We start from the raw sequence: 19735 nt of genomic DNA on the forward strand, positions 1-19735 counted from the left end.
ATGGCTCAAAACACACAGTTTCCCATCAGCACAATTAAACAAGCAATTCGAGATATCCAAGAGTGTCAGCCCTTCGTTACCACAACGGACATCGCTGAGGAAGTCGGTTGCACACCGGAAACAGCACGACACAAACTGATCGAACTCACCGACCGAGGTCTCCTCACCTCCTGTCGAGTAGGTGCTCGAGCAAAGGTCTGGTTCGCCCCGCAATGGATTACGATAGATGGGGACGAATCTTCCACGAATCAACCACCAGACACACCAGCCGATTCGGGTATCCCTCCATCAGAACCTAACAACAAAGAGTCGACACAAGGCACACCTGAGGCGACTGCTCCAAATGACCCTGAGCCAAGCGCAGAAAACGTCTTGTTCTTCCCTAGTCGGCGCGAAATTGTCGTGGACTCACCGACAGACAAGACCCAACAAATCCTCGCCCAAACCGCTCATCTTATCGACTCGACTGGCGATGGATATCTCTACAAAATCGATGAGACAGATATCTGGAACGCTCCTTACGACTCATTCCCCGACCTCCGCAGTGACCTGATCAAACTCATCGGTGAGGACCGATGGGATGGCGGCTTCGAAAGCCGCATCCACGACGACTGGGATCGAGCCCATCAGTTCCATCTTCACACCCACTCGGACGGATACACCATCCTCAAGGCCCGCGACGCAGACGTCTTCGAGAACGTCGCCAAACGGAATCTTGAGTACGGTGACCACTATACCGAATTTCTCTCAGATACCGAGCTTCGAGTGACCACTGACAGCGAAGCTGCGGTCAAGGAGACTCTCTACGAAGAAGGATACCCGGTCATCGACCAGCGCCGCCTCGAGGAAGGAGCCAAGCTCGATATCCAGTTGACCCAGGATATCACACTCCGCGATTACCAGGAAGAGTGGGTCAAGCAGTTCGAAGGCCGCAGAGCCGGTGTGTTTGTCGGTCCCTCTGGGAGTGGAAAGACAATCGCCGCACTCGGGGTAATGAAACGTATTGGTGGAGAGGCGCTTATTATCGTACCGAACCGTGAACTGGCACAACAGTGGACTGACGAGCTTCTTGAGAAGACATCGCTACGGCGCGGCCAAGTTGGCCAGTACCATGGTGGCACGAAGCAGATTCGACCAGTAACGATCGCCACCTACGATATCGCGGCGATGAGCCGTCATCGTGAGCTGTTCAACGAACGTGACTGGGGGCTCGTTATCGCTGACGAGTGCCACCACTCGGTGGCATCAACGTGGAAGCGATTCCGTGAGATTCAGTCGAAAGCACGACTTGGCCTCTCTGCAACGCCAGTCCGAGAAGCCGACGATCCGAAGGAAATCTATACGCTCATCGGGCCGCCAATTGGCACCGACTGGGGATCACTATTCGCCGACGGCTGGGTTGAGAAACCGTCTGTGGAACTCATCGCTGTCCCCTGGGCAAGCGATACGGCTCGCGACCGTTATCAGCGTGCTTCGGGGAGCAAGCAACTCATCGAAGCAGCACGGAACCCACAGAAGATTCCGGTCATCGATACGCTTCTCGACGATCACAGCGACCAGAAAACGCTCATTTTCGTCGACTGGATCCGCCAAGGCAAAGAGTTGGCGTCGGAACTCAACATACCGTTCGTGTACGGTGAAACCAGCCATGACCAGCGCGAAGAAATGTATGAGCAGTTTAGAGCGGGCGAGATTAACGCGCTTATTGTGTCTCGGGTCGGTGACGAGGGAATCGACCTGCCGGATGCTGAAATCGCTGTTCTCGCGTCAACAATGGGCTCCTCACGATCACAGACCGGGCAGAGAGCCGGTCGAACGATGCGCCCGCTCGGTGATGCAACGGTCTATATCATCCTCACGAAGGGGTCGGGCGAAGAGGATTGGGGTCGTGAAAGCACACAGTACCTCTCCGAGAAAGGTGTGGATGTCACAAAAACTAGTTGGGAAACACTCAAGACCGACGGTTAATAGTCAGAAATTATAATAGTACGCCCTTAGTGACTCTCGTTATGGCAGACAGTGAGGACGAGCCTCCCGAGTCGCTCCGGTTACATGTCAGCATCGGAAACGCCACAGTCGAGGTCGAGGGGCCAGCTGCCGACGCCGAAACCTGGTTTGAGGCCCTCCGTGAGGATTTCCTCCCTGAGGTCAATACTACCACTGTAGAAACCACCGCGAGCCAGCCCTCAAACAATCCTGATGGAGCAAATGAATCTGGAAGCTCTTCTAGTGAGGACAGTGTCACAGATAAGGCGCGGTCTCTCCCAGAATACTACAAGATAGCGGGCGATATTATCAAGCGGGATCGGGCACTGCTCGTCGGGTGGTATTTGGAATACCACGAAGATACAGGTGATTTCACCAGTAAGGAAGTCGAGTCTCGGGCACAGGATGCGAAAATCGGCCTTGGCCAGAATGTTTCACGCGACCTCAGTAAGCAAGTACAAGAAGGTCGCTTGGATGTCGTTGACCAGCGAGACGGTTCAGACGCATATCATCTCACAAGAAGCGGCGAAGAGTACGTCCAAGAAGATCTGCTATCCGACTTAGAAAACTCGTAGTGGGTAACCCCATTAGCTAGAATTCAAAACTGCCAACTCGATTTGTCAGGATAACTGGCTGTTCCACCAGTGGTGCTACACCTCTTCAGGAATGTCATCGCAGGCATCCGGAATATACTGAGATGGGATGAAGTAACCGCCATTCTTCTTATCTGTCTCCACATAATCCATATCAGATGCGTACGCTCGAATTGTTGAAGCGTTACCATTCACGATCGCCGCTATTTCTTTTGATTCTGCCCCCAGCTCTTCCTCTGATATTTCGCCAAGAATCTTAGCTGCACGGCGATAGAGGAGATACGTGACAAACTTTTTTCGACTAGAGAGGTTCTTAAATCCCGCCATTGGGACCATTTCCCCAGTTTCAGAGTCAATAGCAACAACACCCTGAAGCGTCTCTAAAATTCGCTTTCTGTTGACATCCTCCTGATCTACGTAGAGTTTTTCGAGGTCTTCCCTGTCCTCACTCATGGTTGCGGAGACGTAGCAGACACCGACACAAGTATTTATGGCTAAACGTTCTCCGGCGGAAGTTCAATTTCAATCTCTCCCCAGTCTGGAGTCGAATTTTTAATGGCAGCATCGAGGTACAGGTCATCTTTAACATCGACTGTTCCGCTCCAAACACAGATCTCTTCAGATTCTTCTCTGATTAATTCGTACTCAATAGTAATCTTGAATCGAACCGATTCCACATTATTCTCTCCAAAATGCTGGATTACCTCATGGAATTTTCCTTGAATCTCTTCTCCGAAGAGTTCATCCTGAAAATCTGGAATTGGGTCTGATTTGAATTCAATAGCTTCCGAGTTTGAGGTCTGTTCCTCAAGAGAACGAGCAAATGGATTTTTTCTGTATAGCGGGGTAATGGCACTGATTTCAGAACCACTTATTGATGATGGATACTTATTGACCGTGATTGTCACAGCCAAATTCTTTGCGACGCCATTCCCGAGATTGGACAGCTCGAAAGATAATTGATTATTGTCAGCCACCCAGCTGGTGAACTCCAATTCTGGTCGATGACTTGCGCTCATCCACCGTTCCTGGCGGTGTTGAATCGCCGTTTGCTGCTTGTATAGGAACACCAACCCAAATGTGAGCACCAGCGACCCGATACCACCAACAATTTGAGCGAAATTACTGGACTCAACTGGCGGGTCAAATGAAATGATATTGACTACGCCCTCAAATTCCAGAGCTAGCCAAATAACTGCTACCAATAAAGTTGTAACCCCGAGAACCTCCATCTTTCGTCCCCGTAGACGGTCGAGATCGAGATACGAACGAATTTTATTCATTAATTATCGAGGGATTGGTGATACTTCATTCAGTTTGGAGAGACGAGGCGAGGTTTTGTTCAATACTGAGCGCACTAGATGTTTCTAGGTATTGGTTTTGACTCTACGGGTTAGTCGTCCTCTGTTTCGATATATGAGATTGCTCTGTCAATCGCATATCCCGGGATGATGTACCCATCGCGTTCCTCGTCGTTTTCAACGAATTGGAGTTCGCTAGCGTAATTGTTCACCGCTGAGGAGCTCACTTCGAGGTTTTCAGCGAACGTAGCGCTACCAGCGCCCTGTTCTTCATCAGATAGTTCACCAAGTGCTACTGCTCCACTCCGGTACAGAAGCTGCGCAACAAACTGCTCTTTGTTCGATAACTCGTGGTATGCCTCGTGGAAAATTGGGTCGCCGGTATCTTTGTCGACCCCGATAACGTCTTTCAGAGCGTCTCGAAGTCGTTGCTGGTTTACAGCGTCCTTGTCCTCATAAAGGTCTTCGAGGGGACTGTCTTCTTTGTCACACTCACTCATTGAAATCACCTACTGTGGTATGGAAACAGACATACGAATAATCTTCGACTCTATTGATTTCCCGCCTACTGAGCGGAAGTTACATTTCGTAGTCTAGAAAGTATATTTAACAACATGTCAATCAGAGAATCGCATCACTAAGATTCAGTAAACTCTCGAATTTTGCGGAGCGCCTCATCTATCGAGAATTCTTCGGGCAGGTTCGCCTGTTCACGATGCCAATCACTAGGCATCTCCCTAGGAGGATTGAAATTCACACGTTGCGTCTTCTCCATTTCGTGAGCAGGCACGTATCTCGCTGTGCCCTCTTCGTGGATGGCACCAGCAAATATATCGACGGTACCTTCGGGGTACTTTTCTGGAGAAATTTCTAACTCGTAACGATATTCATCATAGTCGCTCGCAGTTTTCACCTGAACTCGTAATAGCTCCCCCCCAACGTCGATTACCAAGTCGTATTTTTGCTCGTGACCATGGGGATAGGCTACACCATACCCATTTCGAAGGATATCTGCCGCGACTAAGGCTTCTGACGCATCACCCCGCCAACCTCGTTCCAAATCCATACTAACCCACTAACAGTGCTACTACAGAAAAGTACGTCTGACTAGTCTCCGCTTCAATGTGTGCTCCACCCTATTGAGATGAGATACGCTACAGTAACTCAAGTACTGAAATTTGAGCCATAATCCGACTAAATCCAGATCTGTACTCGATAGCGTCTATTTACCCCTCCGATGGGTGAGGGCCCTCTCGAAACGGGTCCCGAACACAGGTGAGAACAATGGCAATCAGAGACATCTACGAAACTGGCTTCGACGAAGATGTCCAAACGGAGTCAAGCGCAAACCGATGTCCCGAGTGCGACGGACACGTCACTACCAACGTGAAGGAAACGGTCTGTGAGGACTGTGGACTCGTTATCGAGAAACAACGTATCGATCACGGGCCAGAGTGGCGAGCGTACGATGTGGACGAGCGCGAGCGAACAGGCGCACCGTTAACGACGGCCCGCCACGATCGAGGCCTCTCGACCGAGATCGGCCACGGAACCGATGCGCACGGGAACGAACTCTCAGGCCAGAAACGCCGACGGCTGGCCCGGATGCGACGTGAGCAGACCCGTGGTCGCTGGCGGTCCAAAGCGGAACGGAATCTTGCACACGGGTTGGGCGAGGTACGCCGGCTGGCAAGTGCGCTCGAGCTCTCCGAATCGATTCGTGACCAGGCGTGCCAGCTCTTCCGGAGCGCCCAGAGCGAGGATCTACTTCGAGGCAGATCCATCGAGGCCATCGGCGCAGCGAGTGTTTACGGTACCTGCCGGTGTAACCAACACCCGCTCCTCCTCGAGGATGTCGTCGACGCCGCCCGAGTCGAGTCCACTCGTATCACCAACGCCTACCGAACACTGAATCGCGAATTGGAGCTTCCGGCACCACCAATGCGCCCGACATCGTTCGTTCCGCGGCTGATCTCGGCGCTGGAGTTAGACCACGACATTCGCCGACGCGCGAACGAACTCGCAGAACGCGCCGAGGGGACAACCCTCGCGAACGGCTGTCAGCCATCGGGCGTCGCGGCCGCCTGTGTCTATCTGGCTGCCCAAGAGCAGGGCGCGCTGATTACCCAATCCACCGTCGCGTCGGCAGCAGAGGTGTCAGTCGTGACGCTCCGAAGCCGGCGAGACGAACTCCAAGCGATCTGAGACGCCTCCGGTAGAGGAATACCTACATACCGGCAGAGAGTCTACCAGGGGGTATGGATCTGGACGAGACTGTCGAGTATCTGTCGACAGAACTCGATATCGAGCGGAGTGAGCACGTTCGCGAGGTCGGTCGAGCGGTCGCCGAGCTCCGTGACTGACTCCGTCGCAGGCAACCGGATTTATTTCGTGGTCGCCGAATCCGTCCCCGCGTTTTCTCACCCTCGAGTTTAAATACCAAACCGGAGGAAACGCGGAGCGAATCGATGACGAACCGCAACTCAGACCGAGACGCGTTCCAACCTGTCGGAGAGGGCGCTCTGGTGCCGGACCCAGCACTGGATCAGCCAGCAGACGGCCAGCCAACCCGCCAGCGTGAGGCCTCGCATTCGGATGGGTATCCGGATGGAACTACCGACACAGACCGAGCCTGTGTCTCCTGTGGCGCATCGATCCCGGCGTCGCAAGGAAAATGCCGGTTCTGTCTCGAACACGAACTCGACGGCGCGTCGGAGTCGGGTGCTGCGAGTTCCGAGCAGACACTGCGTGGTGTGATCCACTTCCTCGTCGAATCCGGGACGTTCTACGGCGCCGTGGCAAAGGGAGCAGCAGCAGCGACGCTTCTCTCGTCAGGTCACGACCAGCCCATCGACGACTGTACGCTCATCTACGATCTCGACGACGAGCCCGCACCCCAGCTAACCGAGCGCTGGCCTAGGCTGTCCGCTGCTGCCGATGTGACCTCAGCGACCGGTGAGGCGTTGCTAACAGCAGCCCGTGAGCGGACAGCGTGGGACGAGACGAGCGATCGTTCCCAGACGGAGATTCCACGCGTCTATGATGAGCGTGGCCAGGGAATCCGTGCTGAGTCGTCACTCGAGCACACGCTCGACGACAGCGATCAGCTGTGGATCGTCCCAGCAATCGCTGTTGAAACAGTACCCCACGAAACGGAGTCCACCAGTGCCGGAGCCGAAATTCCGACCGTGACAGGCCTCGAGTGCCAGTACTGTACGAGAGAAACAGAACATCGGTTCAGGACACGGGAGTCGCTCCCTGACGAGACCTGGACGGGCCAACCAATCTGGGAGTGCCAGGTGTGTAGCACAGGTCGCTACGGGCCTGCTCCCGAATAGGGGAGGAGAAATCCCGTAGATTAACCAACAGTCTCCGATATAGATGGCTTCTGTTGGTTAATACGGTGAGTACCCTCAAGTCCGACGGCAGTCACGGCGGGCGTTCATTCGGCAGGGTTCGCAGCGGCTTGCCGCCACAAATCGGGGCGGGAACAGGGGTAGTGAGTAACGAACCGTAACATCGTCGAGTCCGGAAACGTCACGCCGACCACGGCACGGACGCATCACCAGACGCTCGATGAACTCGCTGTCTAGACGGGCCAAGTAGGGAGCGAGGGCGCTCCATTACTCCAGTGAATCGCATCTAGCGCGGGCGGAAACTGCTGTAGTCGGTCATCGAGGACGGCGAGTGGATGCGCATCGAGAAACGTCGCCTCGTGGCGATCAACCGGCGTGTCTTCGTGATTGAGTTGGATGTGACAAGGCCCAAGGTCCGGATGATCGGCGTCCTGGTGGAAGCCGAGCATCAGATTTCGGTCCGGTTCGACCCAGTTGATGCGGTAGTATTCGCGGTCGACGCCGGCGGGGTACCAGAAGCGAATCTCCAATCGTGCTGTCGCCGCGTCGTACGAGTCACTCAGGAACGTCGTCGGATCGACATCCGCGATGACGTAGCGGGGTCGGCGTCGAGACGGACGATAGCGGACCTCTTCACACCCCGGCTGGTTCGTCAATCGGTCGTGAACGTCGCGGAGGAGGGTCCGCTGTGTATAGCGGTCGCGACCGGCAAGAAAGATCATTCTGTGAGAGAGGAGGATTAGCTCGTGGCGCGGTCAGCAACGTCGATCATCTGCTCGCGGGCGGCTTCAACGTCGGAGTAGAGTTCCAGTGCGTGCTTGATGAGGCGGCGATCCTCCTCGTTCTCGCGCCAGAACGCGATGACGTCGCGGCGGTCCCGGAGCTCCGCACTTGTGAGGTCGCCGTCGGCGAGCGACTGTTCGAGCTCCTCCCACGTCTCGACGTCGTAGGTCGCCTGCCACTCCTCGATCTCCTCTGTAATCGCGGCCAATTCACTCCGCAGCTCCTCGCGGGTGTTTTCCTCGATGAGCGTGCGGATCTCCTCGAAGAGCAGGCGCGTGTAGTCCGGCTGGTAGCGCGTGGTCTCGCCGGCCTCGACGCGACGCAACTGGCCCTGGTCGACGAGATCCTGAAGTTCCTCGTTGGTCGTACTCCAAGCGGCGTCGGCCTGCTCGCTGATCCAGTTGACCGACCGCGGTTCGCGAAGTGACTCGGCGACCGCCCGAATGCGGTCGCGGGCGCTCATCGACTCAGTCCACGATTGGACCCCATCTCGCGGGGATTCGGTCATGGGTGGCACCTCTTGGGACAGTGTTCTCGCCCCGCTCTCATATATGTTTGTACTGTCTCGCATAATCAAGAGTGAGATGCGAGCGAAGGCGTCCGGAGGTTGAAATGCGATACCGACAGAAGTTATGCGCCAACCGATGTACGACCGATATTCTGACGTTGAGGAACTACGGCCGACCGGCGAGACATCCCACATCCCGGACACGATGCTGGACGACGGGTGTGAGAGTGACCTCCTGGCGCCAACGCGTCGCGACGAGCACTGGTGGCGACGCTGATGCGCCGACGACAGTCTCGTAAGGAGTCTTTCTGCGCCGGCGAGTGGTGAGGCGCTTCAAATGGACCCACGCAACACGCCCGGATATCGACTGCATCGGTCACTCACCAATCTCAGGCGCATCGAGACGGCCGGACTCGACGACGCAGATCAAGAGCGGATCGAGGCAGCGAAGACACTCCTCCAGAACGTGAGTCTGCTCACCCAACCGCAACACAGTGGAGACGGCGATGCGCAGATCGAGCCTTGAATGGCATCGCAGCCCAGAATCCGGATATCTCACTCCGGAGGCTGTTTATTTCCCCCCAGAAGGGGTGCGGGGAGAGATCCCCGAGGACACAGATGAACCACCTCACTGAACAATTCCATATTCCCAAGGAGTAACAACAAAGGTGAATCACAGATGGACGACGCGCTACGACGCACGGTACGAATCAAACTTGACGTACCCAGAGAATGTCGTGGCGATCTCCATCAGACCAAGACCCAATTCCTCCACTGTGCTAACCGAACGAGCGAGTGGGCCTGGCGGTACGACGACGACTGTATCACCAGCAAGAGCAGAGCTGAAGAGGCCCTGTATGACGAGTTACGGGAGGAAACCGAACTCACCGCTAATCTCGTTCAGAAAGGTATTCGTCGTGCTATCGCAGCCGTCAGGGCCGGCGTCGAGAAATTGACGCAAGGTGAGAAGACCAGCCAACCCATATTCGACTCGTGGAGCATCGTGTACGACAAACGCTCCGCGACGTTCAACGACGACCACGCTACCCTCTCGACGCCGAATGGCAGAGTCACCGCCGAATACGTGCTTCCACCCGAAAATGAGCGAGAGAACACACCGTTCGGACGGTACTACGAGAGTGACAGCTGGAATGCGTCGAGTGCCACGCTCCAGTACGACGAGGATGAGGACACGTTCTACCTACACGTCACGCTGAAAAGGTCCGACTACAGAAGTGACGGAACGGAACGCCAGGAAAGCCAGTCAGGTGATGATAGCCCTGAGAACGGAGTGGTTCTCGGCGTGGACTTGAACGTGACTGGCGCGTTCGCCGTCACCTCCACAGGCGAGTTCATCGGCAGTGCAGACCTCCTCACCCACAAGCGCAATCAGTACGAGCAACGCCGCGCCAAACTACAACAGACGGGTACACGGTCGGCTCACCTCACGATCCAGTCCATTGGTAGTCAGTTCAGCGAGTGGACAGTAGACTGGCTCCACAACCGCGCCAACGACCTCATCGAAGAAGCCCGTGACGCGAAGGTAGACGGGATTATTTTCGAGGATCTTACTCATATCCGCGAGCGTATTGCGAACGGCAGCAAGTTCCAGCAGTGGGCCTACGCGAAGTTCGTGGAACTCGTTGAGTACAAGGTCGAGTCCACTGAGTTGTTCGTGGACTTCGTGAATCCAGCGTACACGAGCCAGCGTTGCTCATATTGTGGGTGTACCCACGAGGATAATCGCGACGACAAGCAGTTCGAGTGCCAGTCATGTGGGTATGAGGTGAACGCGGATTACAACGCGGCCAAGAACATTGCAAACCGATACTGCAAGTATATCCATCGCGGGCAGAAGTCTCGCGGTGGATGGGCCACCAGTCAACTGGCCCTGAAGTCAGGGACGCTGAACGTGAATGGTGAATACACACCTTCCGCCGTGCGCAGATAGAGCGGGAGTCCACTGACAAGTCTCAGGGCTAGACCCAGAGACGGTTGACTAAGTGTCGCTTTCCCATCCTGCCAAAACGGTACGTCGTTCGCGACGGCGAAGTCCTCCACACGGACCTCAGTTCCCCCGAACCGATCGACGAGTAGCGTTGTTCATCCCCCGGAAGGGGTGCGGGGCGATCCAGTCGTGAGTCGCCCCGTGAGGTGACTGCTCGATGGGACACCGCGCACTCGTTGCGTATGAACGCACAGACGGACAGTACACGCTCCACTACAGTCATTGGGGCGCAGCGAACCTGAAGCTCAAACACCGAATCTCGGCTGAGTCGCCGTTCGGTGGCGACGACACCGACTCCAAGTGGGCGAAACAGCTGCTGGCGGAACTGGCCGATGGCCTCGAGGCAGATGCCGTCGACGGCTACCTCGCCGGCGAGGATCGACCGTCGACGGTCGTCGAGCCGAAGCCCCGCGCCACCGGGCTCACCCTCGACGAGATCGTCGCTGACCATCTCGACTACCTCCACCACGAGGCGTTCTTCGTGGTGTCGACGACGTTCGAGGTGACCGCCTATCGGACGCTGTGGTTCGGGCTCCAGTACGACTCGGAGACGGTCGAACAGGGAGAGACGGTCGGGAACGGCGCGCTCGCGACGGTGCGCTGGTACGACGGCGAACCGGTCGGCGACGGCCACCTGCAGGGCCAGTTCGCGGCCCTCAAAGACGTCGTCGGCGATATGCTCGACAAGGGCGTCTTCACGCCGTCGACGGCGAGACAGTACCTGAAACGGAAGCTGGCCGAGCGAGTTGGAGACCGACAGGAGCTGCTCATTCCGACCGGAGAGTCACCCTTCGAGAAGGCGAGCCTGAACCACTCCTAGTTCGATCTGCTTCGTGGCAGGTCCTGTTTTTCAGGGGTCAGAATGGGTGATCCCCGCCATAGGCTCGTGATTCGATGACCTCAGACGACGACCCGTTTCACGACTGCGAGTTGGATTCCGAGGCGATCCTCGGAACACACACGTTCGAAGACGTCCTGTTCACCGATGAGACGGAAACCCCGGTGAACGTGCTCACCGGCGAGACACCGGCGCATTCGCAAGCAACCGTCGAGGAAGCGAAAGAGTTCGCTGCGAGTATCGACACGGAGACGCCCCAAATCGCGCTCCCCGCATCCGTCGAGTCGCAGGTCGAAACACAGAGCAAGCCCTACACGGCGGCCGCGTTCTTCCACTTCAAGGCGACAGGCTCGCTCGCACGCCACCGTGCTTACCACGCCGCCTACGAGTCGGACGCGTTCGCGGTCGACTTCGAGGCCGACTACGAATCGGGCGACCTGACCATCACTGTCGAACGAGCGGACGCATCCTGAGAATCCGCCGTCACGAGGAGAGTTTTTTCGAGCGCCGGCGATGGGTGCCGGCGCAGCTGGAGCGAGCAACGACACCCGGTGCGTCGGCGTTTCGAGGTGTTCGAGATGCACATGGTGATTTACGCACTGGTAGAGGCATCGACGCACGACGACGCGCTGGCCACCGGAAAGACGGTGTTCGACCGCCTGGTCGGCGCGGACCCACACGCCGGCGCCGTCTTCGATTACTATGTGACCTTCGATGAGGAGGACACGTCCGTTGCGGGAAAGGCGCGATGGGGTGAGCTCCCAACTGCAGCCCCCGTCGACTCTGATGACGGCGAAGACCTGCTTGAGCGTGGCTGGGAGGCGACGAAGGAGGAATTCGAGCGTAATCTCGACCGGGTGAAAGAGGCCATCGAGGAGCTCTCCGACGAGGAGATCATGCGCGACGAGGACCTCGCCCGGCACGCCTTCCATAAGGTCGGTGCGTACGACGGCCCGACGATCTTCCTGTACACCGAACACGGCACCGGCATTCGCCACCGTGGACAACTGGATCGACTCCTCGAGGAGAGTGAAGAGCTGTGGATCGTACCCGCTGACGTCCACTTCTGAATAATGCCTCCCATCACCAATTGGCGACGCGAGAGCCGCTCGCCGACACTCGCGTATCGGAACACCGAGACCGGTGCGCGAGCCGTCCTGCATCGTGCGCCGGACTCCTACCGGTACAAGTGGCGTGGGGCAATTCTCGTCGACGGCTACCCGGTCTGGTCGCGAGGGTACGAGACGAAGGATGCGACATCGTTCCGTGACGAGCTCCGGGAGCGGCCCGCACCGGACCTCAACTGCCCGGAGTGTCCGAACAACGACGTTCGCGTCGGCGAGAAGGCGGCAGACGGGGCGAAAGTCCAGCAGTGGTACGACTGCCCCGACTGTGGATACGAAGCCCCCTCACGCATCGTCTACGGCGCCGAGCGGTGAGAGGGTGAGCGCCGGGCGCTGTTTTTCGGCCGGGCACGAGGTGGTGGCCCGGGACGACCGGGTGAGTCAACCAATGACCCTCGAAGTACTTGACCGACACAGCGAGGCACTGTTCGAGTTCCTCTGGTGCCCCGTCTGCGGGCAGGAGGTCTTCACTCACATCCCCTTCGAGGGGGTGTTCTGCAAGAACTGCAACACCCAGGTCGAACTCAAAGAATCCCGAGAGACGCGCGGCTACGAGGAGGCCGTGCTCGCCTGCTTCGATTCAAGCACGACATGGAACCTCCACGTCGACGAGAAACTGCGCCGCGACCTGCCTGATGGGTCGGCACGCGTGAAGATCCTCGGCGCACCGGGAGCCTACAAGGTCGACTGGTGGAGTCCAGAGCCGGGGGAGGACTGGGAACCTGTGGAGCGCGGCGAGTTCGACGACGTCGAGGAACCATCAGAGGTGTCCCACCTGGCGTAGTGAATTGTCTGTTGCGAGGTCGTAATCAGTAGTGGAGTCGTTAAGACTGACGCAAAACACCGTGGTTCTGCCCAAGATCTGAAGACGGGGTTCTATTGAGTAGAGTAGTGGTATTCGTAGAACTACTTGAGTAACACATGGCCCACCCGTATTACGATTCCGTAATTCCGGAATAACGGAATATAATTACGCATGTGGTCGGGATACTGCCTCAATGCGTGTTGCTGCGGCCTTCGACTGGGATGGGGTGCCACGCGCCCCGGTGCTGAAGTACTACCTGTACAAGGCCACCAAGGCAGTCGAGTTCTATCGGCCGATAATGTACCTCTTCTTTCTCGCACAGGGACTCGACTTCACCCAGATCGCAATCTTAGAGGTCATTTACAACCTGACCACGCTATTCGGAGAAATTCCGACAGGCTACGTCGGTGATCGAGTGGGGCGGCGCAACAGCCTGCTTATCGGGACGGTGCTCATCGCGGTAACGCTGCTGGGAATCGGACTTTCAAGTTCGTTCCTCACTCTTGCGGTCCTGTACGCATGCTGGTCGGCGGGCTACAACTTTCGGTCTGGCAGCGAGGATGCCTGGCTGTACGATACGCTCACAGACGAACTCTCTGAGGGTGAGTTTGCACACGTTCGCGGCCGCGGAGAGTCAGCCTCGCTCGCGGTTGGGGCAGGCGCGGCCATCGTCGGTGGCTATCTGGGGAGCATCGACCTCTCGTACCCCTGGTTCGTCGCCGCTGTAGTTACCGGAGTCGGCGCGGTTGTGTTGTTGACACTCGACGATCCGGAGACGTACAAGCAGTCCGAAAGCGACGACCTGAGTTTCCGCCGAACCGTGGGTATCGTGAAGGAGGCGCTCTCCCAACGGAATCTTCGTGCGTTTATTCTCTACTACTACGTTCTTTACGCGGCAGTGACGTATCTGGTGTTCGTCTTCCTCCAGCCGATCTTCCGGACTGTTGTCGTTGACATCGGCATCGCGCCGGCACAGGTCGAATCGCTACTCGGGTGGTTCTATGCGGCCTACAGTCTGGTCGGTGCGGTACTCAGCTACTATACTGGCGCGATAAAGGAACGTGTAGGCGTCAAGACGTGGTTCGTCGTCCTACCGTTCCTCGTTGGAGCGGCTCTGGTCGGGATGTACTTCGTTCCGGTACTTGCACTACCGACGTTCCTCGTCGCTCGTGGGCTGTCGGACGTGACGCGATCGTTTGCCGGGCAGTACGTCAACAACCGGATCGAGACGCTCGGTCGGGCGACCGTTCTGAGTGCGATGGCGATGGTGAGCGGACTGGCCGTCGTCCCGTTCCAGCTCGGGAGTGGCGTCATTTCCGATTACGTATCACCCCTGTTTGCGCTCGCAGCTGCAGGCGGTGTCCTCATCGTCGGCTCAGGTCTGCTTCTCCTCTGGGAAACACCAGTGAAAGACGGTGTTCCTAACAGTTAGCGACTCAAGTGGGGTATCAGGATGTCGGGCCGATAAACGGAGGGATGCACAGGTTGCTGCGTCCTCAACTATACTACGAGATCATGACAAGCTATCTCCGCATCATTTTGTAGATATCTCGTTCCGTCTGGAAGCCTCTCGAAACTGGGGGTAGGGATTCCAGCTGGAGCACACGGCCACCTTAGATGATGCCGCCGATGACGAGTAGTCCGACGACGAGCAGCAACGTCGCAACCACGCTCCCGCCAGCCAGCAGCTTGTTCTCCATCGCCTTCTCGTGGAGGGGCATTTCGGCGTACTCCTTGCGGAACGCGCCGAGGTTCTCCTCGTCGTAGAAGTACTTCCTCTTCAGCGCGAACCGTTCGGTCACCGCACAGCCGGTACAGACCGGCTCCCCTTCGAGCCGTTCGGTCTTGCTGTGGGTGTCGCAAGCGATCGCCCCGCAGTTCGGACAGTAGGTGTACGTCTCGTCGACGCCGCTCGTCTCGCAGTGGACGCAGCGATGAATCCCGTCCTCCAGAGTGACCCGCGAGGGGCCAGCAGCATAGTATTCGTACGGATACGAGTACTCCAGTATCTCTGTCGTCTGCCGAACCTCAGGTAGATACACCGGCTCAATCGATTGCACTGAGATGTCCGAGAGATTGGGCTCACACGTCTTGTTGTACGTGACGTTATTGTCGCCGGTGTAGGTCACCGTCGTCGTGTGGTAATCCTGGAGGCGGTCAACAGCCCACTCCTTGTACTCCGTTTGGGTCTGGCCAAAGCGACGCTCCTCAACGTCGTCAAACGACTGTGCGAACTGTTCAGCGTCAAGGTCGACCGTTGCATGGAGGTTCTCAGTAACGAGTGTTGCGACGGTCTCGTCAGCAATCTGAGGATGCCCACGCTCGGCGTGGACCACGAACCGCGTCCAGTCGTTGACCCGGTGGATGACGCCCACTGACGTCTCGAAGACGGCGTTCGTGTCGGCGGTGACTGCCACGACTGGGCGAAACTGCACCCGCGAGTACGGCGATGGCACGTCCGCGGCCGCGATGTTTTCGATATCGCGAAACGCTTCCTGGACGGGGGCATCGGCGTCGGTCGCCGCATCGTACGGCCGCAACGTCTCGTCACAGAGGATCTCGATACGCCCGTTGTAGAGATCGAGGCCGATCTCGTCGGCGATCTCCCGAAGGTCCTCGCCGTCGATCAACTCGATCGGATGTGGGTCGTCGTTCCCTCGAAGTCGGTCAGCGTACTCCTGTGCAGGGTTCGTAAACCGGCCAGTCGTGACGACCATCCCTCGCTTCGGGCCGTCGAAGTCGAACGTCGCGATCGCCGAGTGGAGTTTCTGGACGACCGGGCGCCCGACCGTGCTGGTGTGTTTGCACTCGACGACGATCCCGCGACGGGTGCCGTCGATAACCTCTTCCATCATCACGTCCCGCCCCTCGTCGGCCGTTTTCGCGGCCTGCCGGACGTTTTCGTAGCCGAGATTCCGGAACACGTCCTCCATCACGTCCTCGAACTCGAACCCCGAGAGATCGTCCAGTACAGCCATCCTCAATTATGTGGACAGTACGTTGCAACTGCCAAATACGTTGCCGAACGCTACGCCGTCCTGTTTGTTGAACCCCTGAGAGGGGTGCGGGGGTCACCGAACCGCCCGCGAGCAACGAATGAACGGGAATGTACCTATGGCCAGTTCGGAATCGGTTCCAGTCGCATCGCCCGGTCAGGCTCACCGAGACGCAGTCGAATACGTCGGCTTCCGCGTCGACGGCCAAGCCGTCGTCCTGAACCTCTCGGAGCATCGGCGGCTCTCCCTCGAGCGCAGTCTGGACCTCGTCAACCACAATTCGCGTATCCAACCGAAGCTACTTACGTGATACAAGCGTATCACAGCATATGAGCACTGACAGCGACGCCGGCGGCGACGGTGAAATGGAGAAAATCAACGTCCGGGTGCCCCAGTCGCTGCTGGCACAGGTCGACGACGTCTGGGAGGAGCGTGGCTACGCGAACAAATCCGAGTTCATCCGCGACGCGCTTCGAGACGCCGTCAATCCGCCAACGCGGCTGTCCGAGGAAGCGCTGGCGCATCTGGCCGAGAGCCGCAAGCAGCGGGAGCAGGGCGAGACGGTATCGCAGGACGACGTGAAGGACCGGCTGGGCATCGATGACTGAGGTCGAGTGGACACCGAAAGCACTCGATTTGCTGGAGGGGCTCGAATCGGAAGCGCAAGAGCGGTTGGTGAAGAAACTCGACGAGGCGAAAGACTGGACCTCCCACCGACTCGAAAAGCTCACCGGCTACCCGTACTACAAGCTTCGTGCTGGCGACTACCGTGCGATCCTCACGTGGGACCGGGAAGAGGATATCCTAATCGTTGAGGCAGTTGGGCATCGCCGGAATATCTACGACCGACACCTCCCACCGTAACACACGCGGTCTACAGACCTGCTCAGGTCGGTAACGAACTCGGTCTGAAACTCAAGTACGATTCCGGTTGGTAGTGTTTATTGCCCCCGAGAGGGCTGCGGGGGAGTTCACTCCCCGTCACCGAGCTATGACTGATTCAGAGTACCCCTGGCGAGACGAATCGCTCCGTTGTGACCCCTACTGGAAGCAGGAGTTGGGGATGGGGTCGAGAGTTTATAACCCATTACGGGGGAACCGCGGAGGGAGGTGACAGATCTTTGACCGACCATATCTGTGACTACTGTGGCGAGTCGTTTGCGACCTCCAACGAGTTGGGTGGCCACGTAACCGCAGTCCATCGTCGCGACCAAATCGTAACGGACGCGGACGTAATTCTCGACGACCTCCAGCGTGTCGCAGACAAATTAGGAAAACCACCGACAGCAAAGGAGATGAGCGAGCACGGGGAGTACTCCCAGCGCGTCTGCCAGAACAAATTTGGGAGCTGGAACGAGGCGCTTCGTGAGGCTGGCTACGCTCCAAATCGGAAATTTCGACTCACCGATCAGGACCTGTTGGACGAGATTGACCGCCTTGCGGACCAGTTGGGTCGCCCGCCCTCAAGTGGGGAGATGGATCGGGTTGGGGAATATCACAGATGGACGTATGACCACCGGTTTGGCGGGTGGGAAGAAGCACTCAACGAAGCTGGCTTCTCACAACCACGGTCCTATCAAGAACGTTCAGAGATCCCTTACGGGCCAAATTGGCCGGAGCAACGGCGGCAAGCATTGGAGCGTGATGACTTCCAGTGCCAAACGCCGTGGTGTGAGATGACTCAAGCGGATCATCAAGAGCAGGTTGGGAAGGACATCTCTGTCCACCATTTGGTTCCGCGGAAGTCCTTCGTCACCCCCGATGGGCAGTTTGACCACGAACAGGCGAATCGAGTCTCGAATCTCGTGACGGTCTGTTCGAAGCATCATCTCATCTGGGAAGCCGTCGCCCCGCAGCGGTTGGATACGATTGTCGACGCCACACGGCCACCAGAGCGAGGTCGGCCGGAGGGTGTTGCTCTTCCCCTACGAGGGGATGAGGGGTAACCCCCTCGTGATTCAAATGCGACAGACAGACGAGCCTATCCCGACGCCCAATCCAGGCGCTCTCACGAACAGAGAACGACTCCGGAGGCACCTCACCAGTGCCCTCGAAAGCGCCGAGTCGGCAGAGACGAAAGCCCATCTCCGAGGAGCTCTTGCTGCGTGGCAGAATCTCCCGCCGACACCACTCGTCGAGTGTCCGCTCTGTGGAAAAGTCGGGCTTCCAGAGCGAATCCAAGCTCACGAGTGTCGACAGTCGTAGCGTCGTTTTTGCGCCTCGATGGGTGGAGGCGCAGAGCAGAACGCTTCGCGCCTTCGGAGCATGTTATGAAAGACCCAGAGGAAGCTACGGTCTTCGCAGGCCTTGATGGGCGAACCGAGACGGAACTACCCGAGTGGTACGCCGAGCAATACGGAGGTCTCGAACCAATCAGCTTCAGTGAGGCGATTCGAAACCTCCCACAGGCAGTCGATACAGCAGTCGCATATCGCAACCCGTACACCGACGAGTGGGTCGAAACAGAGCGGTTCAACGCAATCGTCGAGCCATCCCGGCTACAAGCAGAAGCAGACGGTGATACCGAAGCAGAGTCGCTATTTCACATCCCGACTGACTCCTACTCGATCATCAACCCGGTCGACGTCTACGGGCCGCTGGAGGAGGTCCTCCGCGAGGAGACCATCGACGGGGCCCCGCTGGGCGAGGTGATGTTCGGCGAGATTCGGCGCTACCGGGGCGGCGGCGAAGTCCATATGGACATCATGTTCGACGGCCTCGAGGTGCGCCTGCCCGGCCGGTCGGACCCGATCACGATGGGCGTCACGTCGGGCTACGACTTCTTCGGCGAGCACGCCGTCTACGTGGAGGGGTTCGCCCAGGACGGCTACTGCTCAAACACGATGCGCTCGCTCACCGACAAGGAGGTCATCAAACACGTCGGCGACGTGCGGAACTTCCGGACCTGGTGGGAGGAGCTCCTCGCACAGGTCGAACTCGTCGCCGACGACCTCTTCGAGTTCATCCGGGACGCCCAGGACATCGACCTCGACTTCTCGGAACTTCCGTTCACCGTCACGGAGTTCTACACCCTGCTGGGCTTCCCGGACTACCTGGCCGAGCGTGCCGCCGGCGATGCAGAAGCCAATGCGGCGTCCCCCTTCGAGATCGATATGTGGACGCTGCATTCTGGCGCGACGTACGCTCTCACCCACTTCTTCCAGGGGAAAGAGGGGGCATCCCTCGATCAATACGTTCGGATCGCCAACGACATTCTGTTCAACCCGGAAGGTACGATCGAGCGCGTCGAGCAGGCGTACGAGCAGCAGCTAGAGGCGGACGGTGACGACGGGTCACAGGCCTCGCTGGCCGGCGAACGAGCGCTGGCGAGCATCGAGCGCGTCAGCGACGACCTGCAGGAGAAAGTCGAGCAGTTCGAAGAACGCGAGGACGCGCTGCGTGAGCGGTTCCAAGAGGCGATGGCCTGACGCCGCGGC

The 19735-nt window shown here is 57.7% G+C and carries 23 protein-coding genes; 16 read left to right on the forward strand and 7 right to left on the reverse strand.

Annotated elements, in window-relative coordinates:
• Both Hrr1229_RS17150 and Hrr1229_RS17155 read left to right on the forward strand, forming a co-directional pair.
• Positions 1–1968 (forward strand): DEAD/DEAH box helicase, encoded by a 1968-nt coding sequence (locus Hrr1229_RS17150; RefSeq protein WP_123115166.1) that lies wholly within the window; start codon positions 1–3, stop codon positions 1966–1968.
• A 41-nt stretch (positions 1969–2009) separates the two neighbouring features.
• Positions 2010–2561, forward strand: coding sequence for a hypothetical protein (locus tag Hrr1229_RS17155; protein WP_148041786.1), 552 nt, complete (start codon positions 2010–2012; stop codon positions 2559–2561).
• A gap of 75 nt (positions 2562–2636) precedes the next feature.
• Here the strand turns inward: Hrr1229_RS17155 and Hrr1229_RS17160 are convergent, their stop codons facing one another.
• The 4 genes from Hrr1229_RS17160 to Hrr1229_RS17175 form a co-directional block, all read right to left on the reverse strand.
• Positions 2637–3032 (reverse strand): hypothetical protein, encoded by a 396-nt coding sequence (locus Hrr1229_RS17160; RefSeq protein WP_148041787.1) that lies wholly within the window; start codon positions 3030–3032, stop codon positions 2637–2639.
• A 41-nt stretch (positions 3033–3073) separates the two neighbouring features.
• Complete coding sequence (locus Hrr1229_RS17165) at positions 3074–3811, reverse strand: hypothetical protein (protein WP_148041788.1); 738 nt, start codon at positions 3809–3811, stop codon at positions 3074–3076.
• A 161-nt stretch (positions 3812–3972) separates the two neighbouring features.
• A complete protein-coding gene (locus Hrr1229_RS17170; protein ID WP_123115167.1) occupies positions 3973–4380 on the reverse strand; it encodes a hypothetical protein in 408 nt (135 codons plus the stop codon).
• 137 nt (positions 4381–4517) lie between these two features.
• On the reverse strand, positions 4518–4946 hold the full coding sequence (locus tag Hrr1229_RS17175; RefSeq protein WP_123115168.1) for a group I intron-associated PD-(D/E)XK endonuclease: 429 nt from the start codon (positions 4944–4946) through the stop codon (positions 4518–4520).
• A gap of 218 nt (positions 4947–5164) precedes the next feature.
• On the opposite strand from Hrr1229_RS17175, the gene Hrr1229_RS17180 reads away from it, so the two are divergent.
• On the forward strand, positions 5165–6085 hold the full coding sequence (locus Hrr1229_RS17180; protein WP_123115169.1) for a transcription initiation factor IIB family protein: 921 nt from the start codon (positions 5165–5167) through the stop codon (positions 6083–6085).
• A 263-nt stretch (positions 6086–6348) separates the two neighbouring features.
• Positions 6349–7218, forward strand: coding sequence for a hypothetical protein (locus Hrr1229_RS17185; RefSeq protein WP_123115170.1), 870 nt, complete (start codon positions 6349–6351; stop codon positions 7216–7218).
• 251 nt (positions 7219–7469) lie between these two features.
• On the opposite strand, the gene Hrr1229_RS18400 is transcribed toward Hrr1229_RS17185, so the two are convergent.
• Together Hrr1229_RS18400 and Hrr1229_RS17195 are read right to left on the reverse strand one after the other, a co-directional pair.
• Entirely contained in the window at positions 7470–7958 is a 489-nt protein-coding gene (locus tag Hrr1229_RS18400) for a hypothetical protein (protein ID WP_123115171.1), read from the reverse strand.
• A 17-nt stretch (positions 7959–7975) separates the two neighbouring features.
• Positions 7976–8527, reverse strand: a complete 552-nt coding sequence (locus Hrr1229_RS17195) for a hypothetical protein (RefSeq protein ID WP_123115172.1) — start codon at positions 8525–8527, stop codon at positions 7976–7978.
• A gap of 337 nt (positions 8528–8864) precedes the next feature.
• On the opposite strand from Hrr1229_RS17195, the gene Hrr1229_RS17200 reads away from it, so the two are divergent.
• The 8 genes from Hrr1229_RS17200 to Hrr1229_RS17235 all read left to right on the forward strand — a co-directional run bounded on the left by Hrr1229_RS17200 (position 8865) and on the right by Hrr1229_RS17235 (position 14734).
• Positions 8865–9053 (forward strand): hypothetical protein, encoded by a 189-nt coding sequence (locus Hrr1229_RS17200; protein ID WP_123115173.1) that lies wholly within the window; start codon positions 8865–8867, stop codon positions 9051–9053.
• Positions 9054–9206: 153 nt separating this feature from the next.
• Positions 9207–10478, forward strand: a complete 1272-nt coding sequence (locus Hrr1229_RS17205; protein ID WP_123115174.1) for an RNA-guided endonuclease TnpB family protein — start codon at positions 9207–9209, stop codon at positions 10476–10478.
• A gap of 214 nt (positions 10479–10692) precedes the next feature.
• Positions 10693–11355, forward strand: a complete 663-nt coding sequence (locus Hrr1229_RS17210) for a DUF6735 family protein (protein ID WP_092907631.1) — start codon at positions 10693–10695, stop codon at positions 11353–11355.
• Positions 11356–11429: 74 nt separating this feature from the next.
• Positions 11430–11846: a hypothetical protein gene (locus Hrr1229_RS17215; protein WP_123115175.1), complete on the forward strand. Its 417-nt coding sequence runs from the start codon at positions 11430–11432 to the stop codon at positions 11844–11846.
• Positions 11847–11951: 105 nt separating this feature from the next.
• The gene (locus tag Hrr1229_RS17220; protein WP_095637988.1) at positions 11952–12443 is read left to right on the forward strand and encodes a hypothetical protein; all 492 of its coding nucleotides are present in this window, start codon (positions 11952–11954) and stop codon (positions 12441–12443) included.
• A 3-nt stretch (positions 12444–12446) separates the two neighbouring features.
• Positions 12447–12812 carry a hypothetical protein gene (locus Hrr1229_RS17225; protein ID WP_123115176.1) on the forward strand — a complete coding sequence of 122 codons (366 nt, stop codon included), beginning with the start codon at positions 12447–12449 and terminating at the stop codon, positions 12810–12812.
• Between the two features lie 73 nt (positions 12813–12885).
• The gene (locus tag Hrr1229_RS17230) at positions 12886–13281 is read left to right on the forward strand and encodes a hypothetical protein (RefSeq protein WP_123115230.1); all 396 of its coding nucleotides are present in this window, start codon (positions 12886–12888) and stop codon (positions 13279–13281) included.
• 319 nt (positions 13282–13600) lie between these two features.
• A complete protein-coding gene (locus tag Hrr1229_RS17235; RefSeq protein WP_123115231.1) occupies positions 13601–14734 on the forward strand; it encodes an MFS transporter in 1134 nt (377 codons plus the stop codon).
• A gap of 181 nt (positions 14735–14915) precedes the next feature.
• On the opposite strand, the gene Hrr1229_RS17240 is transcribed toward Hrr1229_RS17235, so the two are convergent.
• Positions 14916–16280 (reverse strand): restriction endonuclease, encoded by a 1365-nt coding sequence (locus Hrr1229_RS17240; protein ID WP_123115177.1) that lies wholly within the window; start codon positions 16278–16280, stop codon positions 14916–14918.
• A gap of 347 nt (positions 16281–16627) precedes the next feature.
• Between Hrr1229_RS17240 and Hrr1229_RS17245 the strand changes: the two genes are divergently transcribed.
• The 4 genes from Hrr1229_RS17245 to Hrr1229_RS17260 all read left to right on the forward strand — a co-directional run bounded on the left by Hrr1229_RS17245 (position 16628) and on the right by Hrr1229_RS17260 (position 19726).
• Positions 16628–16906 (forward strand): ribbon-helix-helix domain-containing protein, encoded by a 279-nt coding sequence (locus Hrr1229_RS17245; RefSeq protein ID WP_123115179.1) that lies wholly within the window; start codon positions 16628–16630, stop codon positions 16904–16906.
• Positions 16899–17162, forward strand: a complete 264-nt coding sequence (locus Hrr1229_RS17250; RefSeq protein ID WP_123115180.1) for a type II toxin-antitoxin system RelE/ParE family toxin — start codon at positions 16899–16901, stop codon at positions 17160–17162. The genes Hrr1229_RS17245 and Hrr1229_RS17250 overlap by 8 nt, the downstream gene beginning before the upstream one ends.
• A 257-nt stretch (positions 17163–17419) precedes the next feature.
• Positions 17420–18244: a C2H2-type zinc finger protein gene (locus Hrr1229_RS17255; protein WP_158606100.1), complete on the forward strand. Its 825-nt coding sequence runs from the start codon at positions 17420–17422 to the stop codon at positions 18242–18244.
• Between the two features lie 324 nt (positions 18245–18568).
• A complete protein-coding gene (locus Hrr1229_RS17260; RefSeq protein ID WP_123115182.1) occupies positions 18569–19726 on the forward strand; it encodes a hypothetical protein in 1158 nt (385 codons plus the stop codon).
• Positions 19727–19735: the final 9 nt, after the last annotated feature.

This window comes from Halorubrum sp. CBA1229 (assembly GCF_003721435.2).
Classification (GTDB): domain Archaea; phylum Halobacteriota; class Halobacteria; order Halobacteriales; family Haloferacaceae; genus Halorubrum.